This is a genomic window from Rhizomicrobium sp. (genome assembly GCA_037200985.1).
Lineage (GTDB): Bacteria > Pseudomonadota > Alphaproteobacteria > Micropepsales > Micropepsaceae > Rhizomicrobium.
The window spans coordinates 3905006-3922357 of record JBBCGJ010000001.1; the positions used below are offsets into that span (position 1 = coordinate 3905006).

Annotated in this window: 16 protein-coding genes; 11 read left to right on the forward strand and 5 right to left on the reverse strand. The window is 67.7% G+C overall.

Annotated features, from left to right (window positions below; genetic code table 11):
* The first annotated feature begins 26 nt into the window (after positions 1-26).
* The 8 genes from WDN01_19325 to WDN01_19360 all read left to right on the forward strand — a co-directional run bounded on the left by WDN01_19325 (position 27) and on the right by WDN01_19360 (position 10526).
* Positions 27-1886, forward strand: a complete 1860-nt coding sequence (locus tag WDN01_19325) for a hypothetical protein (protein MEJ0028185.1) — start codon at positions 27-29, stop codon at positions 1884-1886.
* Positions 1879-3795 carry a hypothetical protein gene (locus WDN01_19330; protein ID MEJ0028186.1) on the forward strand — a complete coding sequence of 639 codons (1917 nt, stop codon included), beginning with the start codon at positions 1879-1881 and terminating at the stop codon, positions 3793-3795. The genes WDN01_19325 and WDN01_19330 overlap by 8 nt, the downstream gene beginning before the upstream one ends.
* Complete coding sequence (locus tag WDN01_19335; protein ID MEJ0028187.1) at positions 3788-5692, forward strand: hypothetical protein; 1905 nt, start codon at positions 3788-3790, stop codon at positions 5690-5692. The genes WDN01_19330 and WDN01_19335 overlap by 8 nt, the downstream gene beginning before the upstream one ends.
* Positions 5685-7076: an APC family permease gene (locus tag WDN01_19340; GenBank protein ID MEJ0028188.1), complete on the forward strand. Its 1392-nt coding sequence runs from the start codon at positions 5685-5687 to the stop codon at positions 7074-7076. The genes WDN01_19335 and WDN01_19340 overlap by 8 nt, the downstream gene beginning before the upstream one ends.
* Positions 7073-8443: an APC family permease gene (locus WDN01_19345; GenBank protein ID MEJ0028189.1), complete on the forward strand. Its 1371-nt coding sequence runs from the start codon at positions 7073-7075 to the stop codon at positions 8441-8443. Before WDN01_19340 ends, WDN01_19345 begins: the two co-directional genes overlap by 4 nt.
* A gap of 76 nt (positions 8444-8519) precedes the next feature.
* A complete protein-coding gene (locus WDN01_19350; protein MEJ0028190.1) occupies positions 8520-8720 on the forward strand; it encodes a hypothetical protein in 201 nt (66 codons plus the stop codon).
* A gap of 76 nt (positions 8721-8796) precedes the next feature.
* The gene (locus WDN01_19355; protein ID MEJ0028191.1) at positions 8797-10122 is read left to right on the forward strand and encodes an MFS transporter; all 1326 of its coding nucleotides are present in this window, start codon (positions 8797-8799) and stop codon (positions 10120-10122) included.
* The gene (locus tag WDN01_19360; protein ID MEJ0028192.1) at positions 10119-10526 is read left to right on the forward strand and encodes a PaaI family thioesterase; all 408 of its coding nucleotides are present in this window, start codon (positions 10119-10121) and stop codon (positions 10524-10526) included. The genes WDN01_19355 and WDN01_19360 overlap by 4 nt, the downstream gene beginning before the upstream one ends.
* Here the strand turns inward: WDN01_19360 and WDN01_19365 are convergent.
* From WDN01_19365 to WDN01_19380, 4 genes are all read right to left on the reverse strand, one after another.
* Positions 10523-11308 (reverse strand): ABC transporter permease, encoded by a 786-nt coding sequence (locus tag WDN01_19365; protein MEJ0028193.1) that lies wholly within the window; start codon positions 11306-11308, stop codon positions 10523-10525. The genes WDN01_19360 and WDN01_19365 overlap by 4 nt on opposite strands.
* Complete coding sequence (locus WDN01_19370; GenBank protein ID MEJ0028194.1) at positions 11305-12057, reverse strand: ABC transporter ATP-binding protein; 753 nt, start codon at positions 12055-12057, stop codon at positions 11305-11307. The genes WDN01_19365 and WDN01_19370 overlap by 4 nt, the downstream gene beginning before the upstream one ends.
* Positions 12058-12104: 47 nt before the next feature.
* A complete protein-coding gene (locus WDN01_19375) occupies positions 12105-12458 on the reverse strand; it encodes a GIY-YIG nuclease family protein (GenBank protein MEJ0028195.1) in 354 nt (117 codons plus the stop codon).
* A 70-nt stretch (positions 12459-12528) separates the two neighbouring features.
* Complete coding sequence (locus WDN01_19380) at positions 12529-13518, reverse strand: ABC transporter substrate-binding protein (protein MEJ0028196.1); 990 nt, start codon at positions 13516-13518, stop codon at positions 12529-12531.
* A gap of 216 nt (positions 13519-13734) precedes the next feature.
* On the opposite strand from WDN01_19380, the gene WDN01_19385 reads away from it, so the two are divergent.
* Positions 13735-14535, forward strand: a complete 801-nt coding sequence (locus WDN01_19385; GenBank protein ID MEJ0028197.1) for an RMD1 family protein — start codon at positions 13735-13737, stop codon at positions 14533-14535.
* A gap of 96 nt (positions 14536-14631) precedes the next feature.
* On the opposite strand, the gene WDN01_19390 is transcribed toward WDN01_19385, so the two are convergent.
* Positions 14632-15330, reverse strand: coding sequence for a response regulator transcription factor (locus WDN01_19390; GenBank protein MEJ0028198.1), 699 nt, complete (start codon positions 15328-15330; stop codon positions 14632-14634).
* Positions 15331-15563: 233 nt separating this feature from the next.
* Between WDN01_19390 and fliI the strand changes: the two genes are divergently transcribed.
* Both fliI and WDN01_19400 read left to right on the forward strand, forming a co-directional pair.
* Positions 15564-16898 carry a flagellar protein export ATPase FliI gene (fliI, locus tag WDN01_19395; GenBank protein MEJ0028199.1) on the forward strand — a complete coding sequence of 445 codons (1335 nt, stop codon included), beginning with the start codon at positions 15564-15566 and terminating at the stop codon, positions 16896-16898.
* Complete coding sequence (locus WDN01_19400; GenBank protein ID MEJ0028200.1) at positions 16895-17323, forward strand: flagellar FliJ family protein; 429 nt, start codon at positions 16895-16897, stop codon at positions 17321-17323. The genes fliI and WDN01_19400 overlap by 4 nt, the downstream gene beginning before the upstream one ends.
* The last annotated feature ends 29 nt before the right edge of the window (positions 17324-17352 follow it).

The following is a 17352-nucleotide window of genomic DNA, read 5'->3' on the forward strand; positions in this document are numbered from 1 at the left end:
ACGAAGCTTCGGGGGCAGGGCCGGCGGTGGCTCTGGCCGCGGCCAGCCGCGCGCGCGCCGATGCCTTTCTCGCCGAGCAGACCGAACTCACCCGCCTGCAGATCGAGCGCGAGCACAAGGAAGAGCGGCTGCGCAACTGGTCGCAATTCGTCGACTACGCCAGCGCGGTCCTGAAGCTCGCCTTCGAATTCGTCGTCGCCCTGATCGTCATCGTGATCGGGGCCGCGGTCGGCGCCGCCCTGTGGACCGCCGCCCACGACAAGGGGCTCGTCATCGAGGCCTTCTCGGTGCCGCCGGACCTCGCCGATCGCGGCCTGACCGGCGAGGTCGTGGCCGGCAAGGTGCTCGACCGCCTGACCGCCTTGCAGGCGCAGACCGTGTCGAACCGCGCCGCTTCGAGCTACGTCAACAATTGGGGCACCGACATCAAGGTCCAGATTCCGGAGACCGGGGTGTCCATCGGCGAGCTCTACCGCTACATGGCGCAATGGCTGGGCCATGAGACGCACATCGCCGGCGAGATTTATCGCGACGACAAGGAGCTTTCCGTCACCGCGCGGGTCGGCGGCCAGCCGGCGACCACGATCCAAGGCACCGATGCCGAGCTCGACACGCTGATCCAGAAATCCGCCGAGGCGGTCTATCGCCGGACCCAGCCCTATCGCTATGCCGTCTATCTCGCGGCGCATGGCCGCGGCGCCGAGGCGACCGCGATCTACCGCGAATTGATCGCCGGCTCTTCGGTCGACGACCGCGCCTGGGCCTATATCGGCATCTCGGCGCAGAAGAGCGCCGCGGGCGAATTCGCCGACTCCAACGCCGCGCTCATGCGGGCGATGGCGATCAAGCCGGACATCCCGCTGATCTACGGCAACCTCTCGGCCAATCACGGCTCCCTGCAGCATGACGAGCTGTCGCTGTATTATATCGGCAAGACCCTGGAGACGACCGCGCGGCGCGGCCGCGACGCGTCGATGGGCGAGCTCGATGTCCGCATGCTCGATCTGCAAAGCCGCGGCGGGCGGGCGCAGGCGCTGGGAGACTTCGCCCAGGCGGCGCGCATCAACCGCCAGCTCGAAGCGATGGGCGACGACAATGGCAGCCTGCAGCAGCAGCGCATCAACGATATCGGCCTATGCGGCACGATGCGCGACTATGCCTGCTATCAGGTGGCGCTGGACGAGACCTCCGCCGCCGCCGGCGTGCCGGCGCTCAACCGCGCGGCCTCCATCCAGCAGGCCGCCTTCTTCTTCGAGAACTGGCGCGAGGCGATCGCCCAGGGCGATCTGCTCGTCGCGCGCCTGAAACGGCTCGGGCCGGTGGGGGCCATGTTCATCGCGCGGGCGGTCAGTCCGCTGCTCGCCTGCGCCCATGCGGGCGCCGGCGATTTCAAGGCCGCCGACGCCGCCCTGGCGCCGATGCCGCCCGATTGCGACACCTGCCTGCGCGCCCGCGCCCGCATTGCCGCGCTGAAGCATCGCTGGGCAGCGGCCGAATACTGGCTCGCGCGCGCCGCCGCGTCCGCGCCGTCGACCCCGTTTCCGTTCGGCGATTGGGGCGAGATCCTGCTGTGGAAGGGCGATCCCGATGCCGCCATTTTCAAATTCCGCCGCGCGCTGGACCGCGGCCCGCACTACTTCCCCGCGATGGAATTGTGGGGCGAGGCGCTGATCGCGAAGAACCGCTCCGACCTCGCCCTCGCCAAGTTTTCGATGGCGAACAGCTTCGCGCCCAATTGGGGCCACCTGCATCTCAAATGGGGCGAGGCCTTGCTGTGGACCGGCGACGCGGCCGGCGCGCAGAAGCAGTTCGCGCTCGCCGGCGCGCTCTTCCTCACGCCCGCCGACCGCGCGATCCTCGCGCGGCTGAAGGGAGACCATGTCTGAGGACGGCGACAGCGCGAGGCCGTCGGATGCGACCGGCGCGGCGGCGGCCGGTCTGGCGCTGGGCGCCGCTCCCGAATTCGCCGCGGATGCGCGCGCCTATCTGCGCGAGCAGACCGATCTCACCCGTCTGCAGAAGGCCAATCTTCTGGAGCAGAACGCCTTCGAGCTGTCGCACTTGCGCTTCCGCCGCTTCAGCGATTGGGCGAAGTTCGCGCTGGAGCTTTCCGTCGCGCTGGTCGTGCTGCTGCTCGTCTGCGGCCTGGGTACCATGGTGTGGAACGCGGCCCAGGATCGCGATCTCGTTGTCGACGCCTTCTCGGTGCCGCCCGATGTCGCGCAGACCGGCATGACCGGCAATGTGCTGGCGGCGCGCGTGCTCGACCGCTTCGGCGCCATGGACGCGGGCATCCTGACCTTCAGCGAGGACTTCTCCGGCTATCACGGCCGCGCCGCCGACGAGGTGCGGGTGGAGATTCCGTCGACCGGCGTCTCCATCGGCGAGATCGACCGGCTGCTGCGCGCCTGGCTCGGCCATGAGACGCATGTCTCGGGCGAATTGGTGCACACGGCCAAGGGCCTTGCCGTCACCGTGCGCTATGACGGACAGCCGGGCGTCACCGCCGGGGGGCCGGCGGACGGACTGGATGCGCTGATCCAGACCTCGGCGGAGAACATGTTCGCCGCGGTCAGGCCGCTGCGCTTTGCGGACTATCTTTCCTCGCACAACCGTTTTGCCGAGGCGCTGGCGATCATCCGGCGCGAGAGCGCGACCGGCGACGCCGCCCATCGCGTCGCCGCCTATTTGAGCTGGACCTATCTCGATTTCTGGGAGGGCGACAATGATGCCCTCGCCGTCCACAGCGCGATGGCGCTGGCGCTGGATCCGGCCAATCCGGTGGCCCATTTCGCCCATGTCGCGGCGGCGAACAATGTCGACCATAACGAGGCGCTCTATGTCGGGACGAAGGCTTTTCTCGCCGTCGCGCGTGACGCCGCGCATGGCGAGATCGATCCCGTCGCCGCCGCCGCGACCGCCGTCTCGATGCGCTCGGGTCTGCTGGCCGATCAGGGCGACGGGCTCGGCGCGATCGCGACGTGCCGGCAAATGGTCGGCCCGGGTCGAGGCGCCTGCGATGCGAGCGGATTTGGGTTTCTCTACGCCGGTATCCACGACATCGAGCAGGCGCAGCGCGCTCTCGACCGGGCGCCGCTCACCGACGGCCGGGGCCGGCTGAACTTCGCCGCGACGTTCACGCGCTCCTATGTCGCGCTCGCAGCCGGCGATATCCCGCGGGCGATCGCGCTATCCGCCAGGGCGGACGCGCTCAGCGCGGCGGACCCGGGCGAAAAACTGGATCGCGAGATATTTTTTTCCCCCCTGCGGGCCGAAGCGCTGGCGCGGGGCGGCCAGATCGCCGCCGCGCGGGCGATAATCGCGGCCACGCGGACGGATTGCGACGCCTGCGCCTTGGCGCGCGGCCGCGTCGAGGCGGCGGCGCGCGACTGGGCCGGGGCGGCGCGCTGGTTCAAGCTGGTGTCGGACCGCTCGCCGCATATTCCTTTCGCGGACGCCGATTGGGGCCGCATGCTGCTCGCCAAGGGCGATCCCGCCGCCGCCATCGCGAAATTCGCGAGCGCGCATGCGAAAGGCCCGCGCTTCGCCGATCCGCTGGAAATGTGGGGCGAGGCGCTGATCGCGACGAACCGCTCCGACCTGGCGCTGGCGAAGTTCGAAGAGGCGGCGCGCTACGCCCCCAATTGGGGAAGGCTGCATCTGAAATGGGGCGAGGCGCTGCTATGGGCCGGCGACCGCGAGGGCGCGGGGCGCCAGTTCGCACTGGCGGCCACGCTGGTCCTTGCGCCGAACGAGGCGGCGGAGCTGGCGCGGATGCGAGGGCGGAATGGCTGAGGAAAGCGATGCCATGGCCCCCGGCGCGGCCGGGGACGGCGCCGCGGAGCAGCTCGCGCTCGCCGGCGCCAGCCGCGACAAGGCGGACACTTATCTCGACAAGCAGGGCCGCCTCGCCGAGCTGCAGGCGCAGAACCTGGTCGAGCAGAACGCCTTCGAGCTGTCGCACCTACGGTTCCGCCGCTTCAGCGACTGGGCGAAGTTCGCGCTGGAGCTGTCCGTCGGCCTGGTCGTGCTCCTGATCGTCGCCGGCCTGGGCACGATGGTGTGGAACGCGGCGCAGGACCGCGATCTGGTGGTCGACGCGTTCTCGGTGCCGGCCGACGTGTCGTCCGGCGGCATGACGGGGGGCGTGCTGGCGGGCCGGGTGCTCGATTCCTTCGGCCGCATGCAGGGCTCGATCGCCCTATCGGTGCTGCAGGGGGCCGATTCCTACCGCGCGCGGGGCGGCGAAGAGGTGCGCGTCGAGATTCCGCAGACCGGGATTTCGCTCGGCGAGCTCGATCGCTATCTGCGCGGCTGGCTCGGCCACGAAACCCGCGTCACGGGCGATCTGGTGCGCACGGCCAAGGGCTATGCGCTCACCCTGCGCTATGGCGGCGCGCCGGGCATCACGGTCGAGGGCGCGGATCTGGATGCGCTGGTCGCCCAGGCGGCCGAGCATCTGTTCGCCGCGGTGCGGCCGCTGCGCTATCTCGATTATCTCGTGAAGGACAAGCGCTCCGCGGAGGCGCTCGCCGCCGTCGCGCCCTTGGCCCTCGATCCCGATCCGCAGCGCCGCAGCTCGGCGCTGGCCGCCTGGGCCGGGCTTCTGAGCGACACCGGCGACCTCGATGCGGCGGATGCCAAGGCGCATGCGGCGGTGGAGGCCGATCCCGCCAACCCGCGCGCCGTGGGCTGGCTCAGCGCCACCCGGGGCACGCTCGGCCATGACGATGCGTCCTATCTGCTGGCGGCGCGCAATATCGGCTTGTGGACGGGCGCCGAGGCCGCGGACCTCGATCCCGCCTTTGCCGCTCAAGCGCCGCTGTTCTTCACCCGCCGCGCGGCCAGCAAGATCGGCGATTACCGCGCCGCGATCGCGATCGACCTGGACGCAAGGCGCCGTGGCTATGACTTCTTCGATCCGCTCGAGGCGACCGAGGCCGCGGCGCCCAATCACGACATCGCGCTGGCGCGAAGCCTTGCGGCGGAGATACCTGCGACGGTCGACGGCAAGCCCAGCACCGACCTCGCGGCGGTGCGCCTCCATATTGCCCTGGCCGAGCGCGACTGGGGCGCGGCCGTCGCCGCCGGCCGCGCGGCGGAAGCGGTTTTCGGCACCGATCCGAGACTGTACCGGTATCTGCACCGTTATATCTGGCCCGGGCTGGCCGTGGCCCTTGCGCACACCGGCGATTTCAAAGCGGCAGATGCCATCGTGTCCCAACTGCGCGCCGACAATGACGACGGCACCCGCGCCCGCGGCGCGATGGCGGCGCTCCGGCGCGATTGGCGCGGCGCGGCTGAGTCCTTCGCCGCCGTCGCCGCGCGCGAGCCGCACATCCCCTTCGCCGACACCGATTGGGGCGAGATGCTGCTGGCCAAGGGCGACCGCGACGGCGCCATCGCGGAATTCGACATCGCCCACAGGAAAAGTCCGCATTTCGCCGATCCGCTGGAAATGTGGGGCGAGGCGCTGATCGCCAAGAACCGCTCCGACCTCGCATTGGCGAAATTCAGCGAGGCGGACAAATACGCCCCCCATTGGGGAAGGCTGCATCTGAAATGGGGCGAGGCCCTTTTGTGGTCCGGCGACACGCCCGGCGCGGCGAAGCAGTTCGCGGCCGCCGGCTCTCTTTTCTTGACGCCTTCCGAACAGGCCGAGCTTTCGCGCGTGAGGACATCGCATGGCTGAGCTGCCGCCCAAGATCAAACTGGTCGATGCCGCGCTTTACACGCTGGCGCTCGGCACCGGCATGCGCTGGATCGCGGTCGCGGCGGCGGTGGGTCCGTCCTCGCTGCCGCTCTGGCTGCTGGCGCTCGCGACCTTCTTCCTGCCGCTGGCAATCGCGACGGCGGAGCTGACGGCGCGGTTCGACGGCGAAGGCGGCATCTATGCCTGGACGCGCCATGTCCTGGGCCCGATGGCGGGCTATCTCTGCGGCTGGTCCTATTGGATCGCGCAGCTCCCCTATTTCGCCGGCATCCTCTATTTTCTCAGCGGCCTGATCCTCGCCGCGCTCGGCGGCGATCCCAAGGACACGCTGTCCTATCTGGCGATCTCGCTGGCGTTGCTCGCGCTCGTCACCGGGGTGCAACTCGCGGGGCTGCGCTACGGCAAATGGCTGCCGAATTTCGGGACGCTGGGCGGCTGGATCGTGCTCGCCGTCATTCTCGTCGTCGGCGTCGCGATCGCCGTGAAGGGCGAGGGCGCCACGTCGTTCCGCAATGCCGCCTACCTGCCGTCGCTGAATTTCGACACCCTGATCCTCTGGGGCACCATCGTCTTCGCCTATAGCGGGGTCGAGGCGGTCGCCTTCCTGCGCAACGAGGTCGAAGGCGGCATGAAGAGCATCCTGCGCGTGCTGACCATCGTCGGCCTCGGCACCACCTTCATCTACATCGCCGGCACCGTCGCGTTCCTGGTGATCTTGCCGCAGAGCGCGCTGACGCGGCTGAGCGGTTTTCCCGATGCGCTCCGGCTGGGCCTTGCCCATGTCGGTGCCGCCGGCTGGGCGGCGCCGGTGATCGGGCTCTTCGCGCTCTCGATGCTGGGGCAGTTTACCGCCTGGTTCGGCGTGGGCGCGCGGCTGCCCTTCGCGGCGGGCATCGATGCCTTCCTGCCGAAGGCATTCGCGCGGCGCCATCCGAAGACCGGTGCGCCGACCGTCTCCATCCTGTTCCAGGCGGCGATGACGGCGGTCATGGTGTTGCTCAGCCAGGCCGGCGCCAGCGTCGCCGGCGCTTACGACTTCCTGGTCGCGATGGGCGTGCTGACCGCGACCATCCCCTACGTCTTCATGTTCGCCGCCTATCTGAAGGCGGCCCGCCTCACGCCCGTCGCCGGCGCCTGGGCCCCGCCCGGCGGCCTGCGGACGAGCTTTGTCCTGGGCTGGATCGGCATGGTCTCGACGCTTCTCGCCATCGCCTGCACCCTGGTGCCGGGGCCGGGCGAGGCGCATCCCGTCGCCGCGATCTTCAAATTCGTCGGTTCGGCCGTCGCGATGGGCGCGGTGGGCCTCCTGCTCTACTGGCTCTCCAATCGCCGCCGCATCGCCGCGACCGGAGCGGCGGCATGACCGATGTTGCGTCGGGCGTCGAATCCTTCGGCTACAAGCAGGAGCTGAAGCGCTCCCTCAGCCTGTTCGATCTTCTGGTCTACGGCCTGGTCTTCATCGTGCCGGGCGCGCCGGTCGCGGTGTTCGGCATCGTGTTCAACGCCAGCCACGGCATGGTGCCGCTGGTCTACGCCATCGGTCTCGTCGCCATGGTGTTCACCGCGCTCTCCTATATGGCGATGTCCAAGGCGATCCCCGTCGCCGGCTCGGTCTATGCCTATGCCGCGCATGCGCTGGGCCCGGCGGCCGGGTTCTTCGCCGGCTGGGCGATCCTGCTCGACTATCTGCTGCTGCCGACGCTGAACTATGTCGCCTCCGCCATCGCGGTGCACGCGGCCTTTCCGTTCCTGCCGGCATGGACGGTCGTCGTCGCCTTCCTCGTCTTCGCGACGGTGGTGAACTATTTCGGGATCGAGACCACGGCGAAGACGAACGTCTATCTCCTGGTGTTCCAGCTCGTCATCCTCGGCATCTTCGCCGCGGTTGGGGTGTGGGCGCTCGTCCATGGCGTGGCGGGGGCGCATCTGTCGACGCTGCCGCTCTACAATCCGAAGGAGGCGAGCTTCGGCCTCCTGTTCGGCGCGCTGTCGCTGGCGGTGCTGAGCTTTCTCGGCTTCGACGCGATCTCGACCCTGTCGGAGGAATCGCGCGGCGGATCGCATGCCATCGCGCGCGCCACCATGGCCTCGCTCTGCGTCTCGGCGGTGCTGTTCGTGGCCCAGACCTGGCTCGCCTCGCTCTTCGTGCTCGGCCGCACCGGCTTCGCGCCCGGCGATCCGACCAATGCCGCGTTCTACGACATCGCCCAGGCCATCGGCGGCTATTGGCTGAAATTCCTCCTGACCGTGCCGGTCGCGGCGATGGCCGGCGTCGCGGGCGCGCTGACCGCCCAGGCGGCGACGGCGCGGCTGCTCTTCTCCATGGCGCGCGATGGCAAGCTGCCGCGCGTCCTCGCCCATGTGAACCCGCACCGCCGCGTGCCCGACCGCGCGATCTTCGCGGTGGCCGCCGTGACGCTGGTGCTCGGCGTCTTCCTGGTCGACAAGCTGGAGCTGCTCACCTCCATGGTCAGCTTCGGCGCGCTGGTCGGCTTTCTCCTGCTTCATGTCTCCGTGATGGCCTATTTCCTCGGGCGCAAGCAGAGCCGCGACTGGCTGCGGCATCTGGTTCTTCCGGCCATCGGCTTGGCCATCGTCGCCACCGTGCTCGTCAACGCCGAGGCCAACGCCAAGATCGCCGGCGTGCTCTGGATGATCGGCGGGCTGGTGCTGTTCGTGGTCCTGCGCCTGCTCGGCCGCTCCACCGTGCTTCCGGTGGACCAGGTGTGAGCGCCCCCGCTTGACGGTCCGTTTACCATCCTTGGTTAGCCTCCGGGACGGTCGTGAAGACGCGTTCGGGGGAACGATGAAGGCCAAGGTCCTGGTACCGGTCGACCGCGACGCCGCGGTCGAGGCGATCCGCGCGCTGGACGCGCTGGGCGATGCGTTGCGCGAGACCGGCTGGCCCAAGAAGCTCAAGCGGCAATACCGCCAGGCGCGGCGTGACCTGGTCGACGCCATCGGCTATGCCGCGCTGTTCGCCGGCATCGCGGACGCCATCGACTGACCGCGCCGGCGGCGGCGATGGACTTGCGCCGCCAAGATCGTGCAATGCTAGGCGCTCAGCCTCATCCGGAGCGCCCGTGTCAGACGTTGCCGCCGTCAACCCGCCCGTCATCAAGCGCCGCCATGTCGCCGCCGCGGTCGCGGGCAATGCGCTCGAATTCTACGATTTCACGAGCTACGCGTTCTTCGCCACCGCCATCGGCCAGGCGTTCTTCCCCTCCGGCCCCGCCGGTCTGACGCAGACCGAATTCGGCAGCCTGATGGCCTCGCTCGGCACCTTCTGGGCCGGGTTCCTGCTCCGACCCGTGGGCGGCATGGTCATCGGCGCCTATTCGGATCGCGTCGGCCGCCGCCCCGCCATGCTCCTCAGCTTTACGCTCATGGGCGTCTCCATCCTCGCGCTGGCGCTGATCCCGTCCTATAGCAGCATCGGAGTCGCGGCGCCCATCCTCGCCGTCCTGGCGCGCCTGGCGCAGGGTTTCGCGCTCGGCGGCGAAGTCGGCCCGACCACCGCCTATCTCGTGGAAGCGGCGCCGCCGGCGCATCGCGGCCTCTATGCGAGTTGGCAGGGCGCCAGTCAGAGCATCGCCAGCTTCACCGGCGGCGGCGTCGGCGTGCTGCTGTCGCTGGTCCTGGCGCCGCATCTGCTGGATGTCTGGGGCTGGCGCATCGCCTTCCTGATCGGCGCGGTGACGCTGCCCTTCGGCCTCATCCTGCGCCGCACGCTGCCCGAGACGCTGCACGCGCCGGACCACCTGCCGGTCTATGACGCAAAGCAGGCGGGCGCGGTGCAGATCGTGGGCGATCATGCGCGGCCCATCATTCTCGGCCTCCTGATCCTGGCCGGCGGCACGATATCGACCTATGTGCTGAACTACATGACGACCTTCGCGCGCACCACCCTGCATATGGGCTCGACCGTGGCGTTCTCCGCGACGCTGGTCCTCGGGCTGTTCGGCGCGCTTTCGTCGCTGGCCGGAGGCTGGCTGTCCGACCGCTATGGACGGCGCAACATCATGGTCTGGCCGCGCATCGTGTTCTGCCTGTCGATCATCCCGCTGTTCACCTGGATCGTGACGCAGCACAGCGCCTTCGCGCTGCTCGGCGGCTCGGCGCTGCTTGCCATCATCGGAAGCATCAGCAGCTCGGCCTTCTATGTCGCGTTCGGCGAAAGCCTGCCCAAGCATGTGCGCGGCGTCATTTTCGCCACCGTCTATGCCACCTCGATCACCGTGTTCGGCGGCTCGACGCAATCGGTCATCACCTGGCTGATCCACGTCACCGGCAATCCGATGGCGCCGGCGTGGTATCTGGTCGCCGCCACCGCCGTCAGCATCGTGGCGATGTATCTGATGGCCGAGACAGCGCCCGTGCGGCTGGCGAAACCGGAGCCCGCGGAATGACCGATCGCGCCGCCGATCCGCAACCGCTGTGGCACAGCCTCGGCATCGAGAAGGTGGTCGACCATGGCGCGGGCGGCCGCGCCGTTCTCCACATCCGCGCGCGGATGGAGATGTGCCATTCCGGCGGCATCGTGCAGGGCGGCTTCGTCACCGGCTGGATCGATGCGGCGATGGCCCATGTCGTGATCGCGGCGACGAATTTCGAATTCTCGCCGCTCAGCCTGGAAATAAAGGTCTCCTTCCTGCAATCGGCCGCGCCCGGCCTGATCGTCGCCGAGGCCTGGATCGAGCGCCGGGGCCGCAGCACGGCCTTCCTCGAAGGCCACATCAGGAACGAGACGGGCGAGGTTCTCGCCAAAGGCTCCTCGACCGTGCGGCTCGTGCCGATGAAGCGGGCAGGTTAGTTTTCCCGCTTCACCGCGCTCTCGTGCCAGCGGTGGAGCAGGGCCCATTCCAGGGCCGTCATCGCGAACAGGATCGCGATGCCCAGGATCGACAGCAGGGCCAGCGCGGCGAATTCCTGCGCCGTGTCGAGATTGCGGTTGGCCAGCGTGATCACCCAGCCGAGCCCCAGATCGGTGCCCGAGCCGGCGACGAACTCGGCCGTCACCGCGCCGATCAGCGCCAGCCCGCCGGAGATCTTCATGCCGGTCAGGATGTAGGGCAGGGCGCCGGGCAATTGCAGCCGCCACAGAACCTGCCAGCGCGACGCGCCATAGAGCTTCATCAGGTCGATCAGGTTGTGGTCGGCGGAGCGCAGGCCGGTGATGGTGTTCGACAGCACGGTGAAGAAGGCGATGATCCAGGCCAGCACGACCAGGACCTCGGTGACGTTGTCGTAGCCGATCCAGATCAGCAGCAGGGGCGCGATGGCGACCACCGGCGTCACCTGCAGGACCACGGCGAAGGGATAGAGCGCGTATTCGATCAGCCGGCTCTGGCTGAACAGGACCGCGAGGCCGACGCCCGCGACGGTGGCGAGCACGAAGGCGAAGGCGGTGATCCGCACCGTGAACAGCAGCGCCGGCAGGAGGATGTCGGCATGTTCGAAGAACGCGGCCCAGATCTCGTTCGGTGTCGCCAGCACGAGCGGCGAGATGCCCAGCGCGTGCACCCGCCATTCCCAGAAGGCGAGCGCCGCCACGAACACCAGCGCCGGCACGACATAGCGGGGCCAGGTCTTCATGCCGCCATCGCCTGTTTCAGCGCCGCCGAGACCCGCGCCGCCTCTTTGGCGAACTCCGTCGTGAGGCGCCAGCTCTCGTCGCGAACCGGCGGCGGCGCCAGCGCGATCTGGGCCGCCACGCGACCGGGCCGGGGCGTCATCACCACCACGCGCGACGACAGATAGGTGCTCTCATAGACGCTGTGGGTGACGAACAGCACGGTCAGCGCGTCCTCGTGCTTCAGCTTCAAGAGGTCGTCGTTCAGCGCCTGGCGCGTCAATTCGTCGAGCGCCGCGAAAGGCTCGTCCATCAGGAGCAGCTTCGGCCCGGCGGCGATGGCGCGGGCGATGGAGACGCGCATCTTCATGCCGCCGGACAGCTCGCGCGGGAAGGCTTTCTCGAAGCCGGCCAGACCGACGCGGGCCAGCGCGCGCGCCGCGCGGTCGTTCGCCTCGGAGCGGTTCACATGTTTGAGGTCGAGCGGCAGCCGCGCATTGGCGAGCGCCCGCGCCCAGGGCATCAAGGTCGGCTCCTGGAACACGAAGCTCATTTCCGGTTTGCCGGCCGGGAACGCCACCGTCCCGGCATCCGGCTTGAGCAGTCCCGCGACGATGCGCAGCGCCGTGGACTTGCCGCAGCCCGACGGCCCCACCAGCGACACGAATTCGCCGTCCGCGACATCGAGATCGAGGCGCGCGATCGCCTGCGTGCCAGAGTCGAACCGCTTGGCGATGGCGGAGAGGGAGAGGAGGGGTGCGTCTTCAGCCATAATTGTCATGGCCCGCAAAAGCGGGCCATCCAGCTGCGAGCGGCATGTCATTTGCCATTGGCGACGGCCGACGCGTTCGCTGCGATCAGCCAGTCGGGAGGCCCTGCGGGCGCGATCATGTCTTCGTACAAATCATGCCATTCTACGTTCGACGCCTGGACTAGATCGATCTTCCACTGGCGCCTCGATTTCTTTAGCCGCTTCTCGCGATGAATCGCTGCATGGACATCCTCGAACATCTCATAGTGCACAAGGTGCTTGACGTTATGTTCGCTCGTGAAGCCCGGGATATGGCCTTCCCGATGCTCCCAAACGCGCCGAAGGAGATCGTTGGTCACACCGATATAGAGCGTGCCATTGCGCTGGCTGGCCACGATGCAAACGTAGTAGAGCTTCGACATGGAAGGCAGCTTCAACTGGATGGCCCGCTTTTGCGGGCCATGACAACTATAGTTGAATCGAAATCCCCTTCTACTGGAAATTCATCGGCATGGCGCGCACGAAGCGCAGATCGTATGCCTGCTTGTACGGCAGGTTCTTGTCGTAGAGCCCGTCCTTCACCATCGTGTCGAAGAACTCCTTCCACCTGGCGTCCGTCATCGTGCCCAGGCCCAGCGTCACCGCGTCGCCCGAGATCGCGATGCCATAGGCCTTCAGCTTGGCGATCGCCTGGCGGATCAGCGCGTCGCTCTCCTCCGGGTTGTCGCGCTTGATCAGCGCGTTGGCCGGCGCGGGATTGCCGTTCAGGTAGTCGAGCCAGCCGTGCTGCGTCGCGTTGACGAAGGCCTGCACCGCCTTCGGATTGCCGTCGATCCAGCGCTGCGGCGCGAACACCATGTTGGCGTAGCCGGGAAAGCCGTTGTCGGCCAGAAGGAACACCTGCGGGCGGATATGCGCCTGGGTCTGGATCGTATAGGGCTCGCTCGACAGATAGCCTTCCTGGATCGCCAGGGGATCGACGATGAACGGCGCCAGGTTGAAGGTGTATTTGCGGATCTGGGAATCCGTGAAGCCGTATTTCTTCTTCAGCCACGGCCACCATGCCACCGTCGCCGCGTCGGACAGCAGGATGGGCTTGCCCTTCATGTCGGCGAGCCGCTTCACATCGGGGCGCGGATGGGTGATCAGCACCTGCGGGTTCTTCTGGAAGATCGCCATCACCGCCTTGATCGGCGCATGCTGGCGCACGAGGTTGAGCGCGATGAAGCAGTCCGAGCCGATGCCGAGGTCGGCCGCTCCGCCGGCCAGCATCTGCGGCACGTTCACCGACGGGCCGCCCTCGATGATGACGACGTCGAGCCCGGCCTTCTTGTAGAGCCCCTCGGCCAGCGCCTCGTAGAAACCGCCATGCTCGGCCTGCGCCTTCCAGTCGGTGACGAAGCGGATCCTGGTCAGCGGCGCGGCTTGGGAGGAGGCGATAAATAGCAGCGACGCCATGACGAACGCGGACAGCGATTTCATGTAAGCCCCGATTTCGATGCCGACAGTCTACCCTCCCCCGAGGGTGGGTCGAAATTTTCTTCGCACGAAGTGAGAAGGAAGTTTCGCGGAGGGGTCAACCCTCGCCGCCGGACCCCTCCCCGAAATGTCTTCGCCGCGCTACGACATTTCGAACCTCCTCGAGGGGAGGGTGGAACAATGCCTTCTGGCGGGACCGATTTGCGCGCATACTGTGCCATGACCCTACTGGAGCCCGTTCAGCAGTCCGCGCCGGTGCTGCGGGGACGCGCCCGCGCCGTGCTATTGGGCGAGCGCCTCGCGATCGATCGCGCGCGCTTCGCCAATGTCGTGTCGACGGCGCCGTTCGGCTATCGGGTCGGCGAGGGCTATGTCGTCGCCTTTCGCTACGGCGTGGTGGTCCTGGTGGGTCTCGACGAGGCTGCGGAGCAGGCGGCGCTGGCGCAGTTCGACGGCGATGTGCGCCATGCCGCGCCCGTCGAGGAAGAGAAGGTCCCGTTCGAGACCGCCGGCGCGGAAGACGGGCCGACGCCCGACGGCATCCTGCGCCTGAGGACGCTGAGCGTTCCCCATGTGCTGGTCCTCGCCGACATCCTGGCCAAGAGCGTCGCGCTCGCGCGCTATGAGCGCGAGATCGCGCAGGTCTTCGACACCATCGAATCCGCCGCCACCGAGCTTGCCGCCAGCGGCCGGGTGCCGAGCGAGAAGAAGCCGCTGCTGCGGCTGATCGGCTCGGCGCTGCTCGCCCAGCACCGCGTCTCGGGCCGCATCGCCTTCGCGGAGAAGCCGGACATCCTGTGGGATCATCCCGAACTCGGCCGCTTCTACGCGAGGTTGGAAGACGAGTACGAGATCGTGGAGCGCGGCACGCTGCTCAACGGCAAGCTCGACGTCATCGGTACGGTGGCCGAGACCTTCATGGACATGATCGACACCGCGCGCTCGACGCGGCTGGAGCTGCTGATCGTCGTGCTGATCCTGGCCGAACTCGTCATCGGCATCGTGGCGCTGTTCCGCTGACGCGGCGTCCCGGCCGATAGGGCTCGCACGCCGCAGCCCAAACAAAAAGGGCGCCGTTGCCGGCGCCCTTTCCGTGCCCACTGTTCGGACTATTCGTTACGCGGCGACCTCGTCGCCGACCGCCGGGTCGCGCAGGACATAGCCGCGGCCCCACACCGTCTCGATGTAGTTGTCGCCATTGGTCGCCGCCGCCAGCTTCTTGCGCAGCTTGCAGATGAACACGTCGATGATCTTGAGCTCGGGCTCATCCATGCCGCCATAGAGATGGTTCAGGAACATCTCCTTGGTCAGCGTCGTGCCCTTGCGCAGCGAGAGCAGCTCGAGCATCTGATATTCCTTGCCGGTCAGGTGCACGCGCTGGCCGTCGACCTCCACCGTCTTGGCGTCGAGATTGACGATCAGCTTGCCGGTCGTGATCACCGACTGGCTGTGGCCCTTGGAGCGGCGCACCACCGCCTGGATGCGTGCGACCAGCTCGTCCTTGTGGAACGGCTTGGTCATGTAGTCGTCGGCGCCGAAGCCCAGCGCCTTGACCTTGGCCTCGACGATCGCGTTGCCGGAGAGGATCAGGACCGGCGTCTGCACCTTGGCGACGCGCAGGGCCTTGAGCACTTCGAAGCCGCTCATGTCGGGCAGCTGGAGGTCGAGCACGATGATGTCGTAGTCGTAGAGCTTGCCGAGGTCGATGCCCTCTTCGCCCAAATCCGTCGTGTAGACGTTGAGCCCCTCGCTGCGGAGCATCAGCTCGATGCTGCGCGCCATGGCGCTGTCGTCTTCGATCAGGAGAACACGCATATCGAATAACCCCTCTCAGGCAGGTCGTCGCTTAAGGAACCCTATCCTTAACTGGTTAACATCTTGTTGCATTGATTAATGGCAACTCACTTCCGACTCATCCGGGCTTAAGAAACCGTTCGCGGGCGGGGGGCATCCCCTTGATTCGCTTTATTAAGTTTACCGCCACTTAAAACCTTGTCGGCAAGATCAACCCACATCGCCGGACAGAAAGTCTTCGCGAAAAGGGCCCCATGCACGCATTGCTCAAGGATATCGCCGCGATTACGCCGGTTCGCCGCTTCGGCCGCGTGGCCCGGATCGAGGGTCTGCTGGTCGAGATCACCGGGGCGGCCGGGGCCATCAGCCTGGGCGGACAGGTACGCCTAACCTCAGGTTCCGGCAAGCAGATTCCCTGCGAAGTGGTCGGTTTCCGCGACGGGCGGGCGCTCGCCATGCCGCTCGGCAGCCTCGACGGCATGACGCTGGGCGCGCGCGCCGATTTCGACAACCAGCCCGCCACCATCTTCCCCAGCCGCGCCTGGCTCGGCCGGGTGGTCGACGGCTTCGGCAATCCGGCCGACGGCAAGGGCGCGCTTGCCCGCGGCACCGAGCCCTATCCCCTGAAGGCCAATCCGCCGGCCGCCGCGTCGCGCGCGCGGGTCGGCGCCAAGCTCGACCTGGGCGTGCGCGCGCTGAACGCCTTCGCGACCTGCTGCCAGGGCCAGCGCATGGGCATCTTCTCGGGTTCGGGCGTCGGCAAGTCGACATTGCTTGCCATGCTGGCGCGCAATTCCGACGCCGACGCGATCGTCATCGCCCTGGTCGGCGAGCGCGGCCGCGAGGTGAAGGAATTCGTCGAGGACGACCTCGGCGAAGAAGGCCTGGCGCGCTCCGTCGTGGTCGCCGCGACCTCGGACGAGCCGCCGCTGGTGCGTCGCCAGGCGGCCTATGTCGCGATGGCGGTCGCCGAGAAGCTGCGCGACGACGGGCTGAACGTCCTGCTTCTGATGGATTCGGTCACGCGCTTCGCCATGGCGCAGCGCGAGGTCGGTCTCTCCGCCGGCGAGCCGCCCGCGAGCAAGGGCTACACGCCGACCGTGTTCGCGGAACTTCCCCGCCTGCTTGAACGCGCCGGACCGGGCCGGCAGGGCGAGCCGGGTTCGATCACCGGGCTCTTCACCGTCCTGGTCGAGGGCGACGATCATAATGAACCGGTCGCCGACGCGGTGCGCGGCATCCTGGACGGCCATATTGTCCTGGAACGGAACATCGCCGAGCGCGGGCGCTTTCCCGCGATCAACATCCTCAAATCGGTCTCCCGCGCCATGCCCGGCTGCAATAGCGAGGCGGAACAGGCGCTTGTGCAGCGCGCGCGGGCGCCGCTCGCGGTTTACGACGACATGGCGGAGCTGATCCGTCTCGGCGCCTACAAATCTGGCACAAATGCTGAAGTGGACAGAGCCGTAAAGGTTTATCCGCAGCTCGAAGCTTTCCTGGCACAGAACAAGGACGAGCGCGCGTCGTTTACCGAATGCTATGCCGGCCTTGAGAAGATCATGGGGCCGGGGAAAGGTGATGGATCATGAAGCGTGGGGACACTTTGATCCGGTTGCGTCGCTTCCGCGTCGACGAGATGAAGCGCCGCATGGCGACGCTCGACGGCATGAAGGCCGACGCCGAGCGCAAGCTCGCCGATCTGGAAGACAGCGTCGCGCGTGAGCGCCAGCGCGCCGGCGATTCCGACATCGGCCGTCTCGCCTTCCCGTCCTTCCTCCGCTCCATCGAGGCGCGCCGCGAAAATCTCCGTGCCACGCTCAAGGATCTCGAGCGCGAGCGCGTCACCGCCCAATCCGAACTCAACGTCGCCTTCCAGGACCTGAAGAGCCTGGAATTCGCCACCGAGCAGCAGGCCAAGCGCGCCCAGGAGATCGAGGAACGCCGCGCCCAGTCGCGCCTCGACGAAATGGCGCTGGTCCGGCACCTACGCAAACACGCCCTGCGCGGGGCGTAAAAACTGTCGTCCCCGACTGAGCGTTGCGA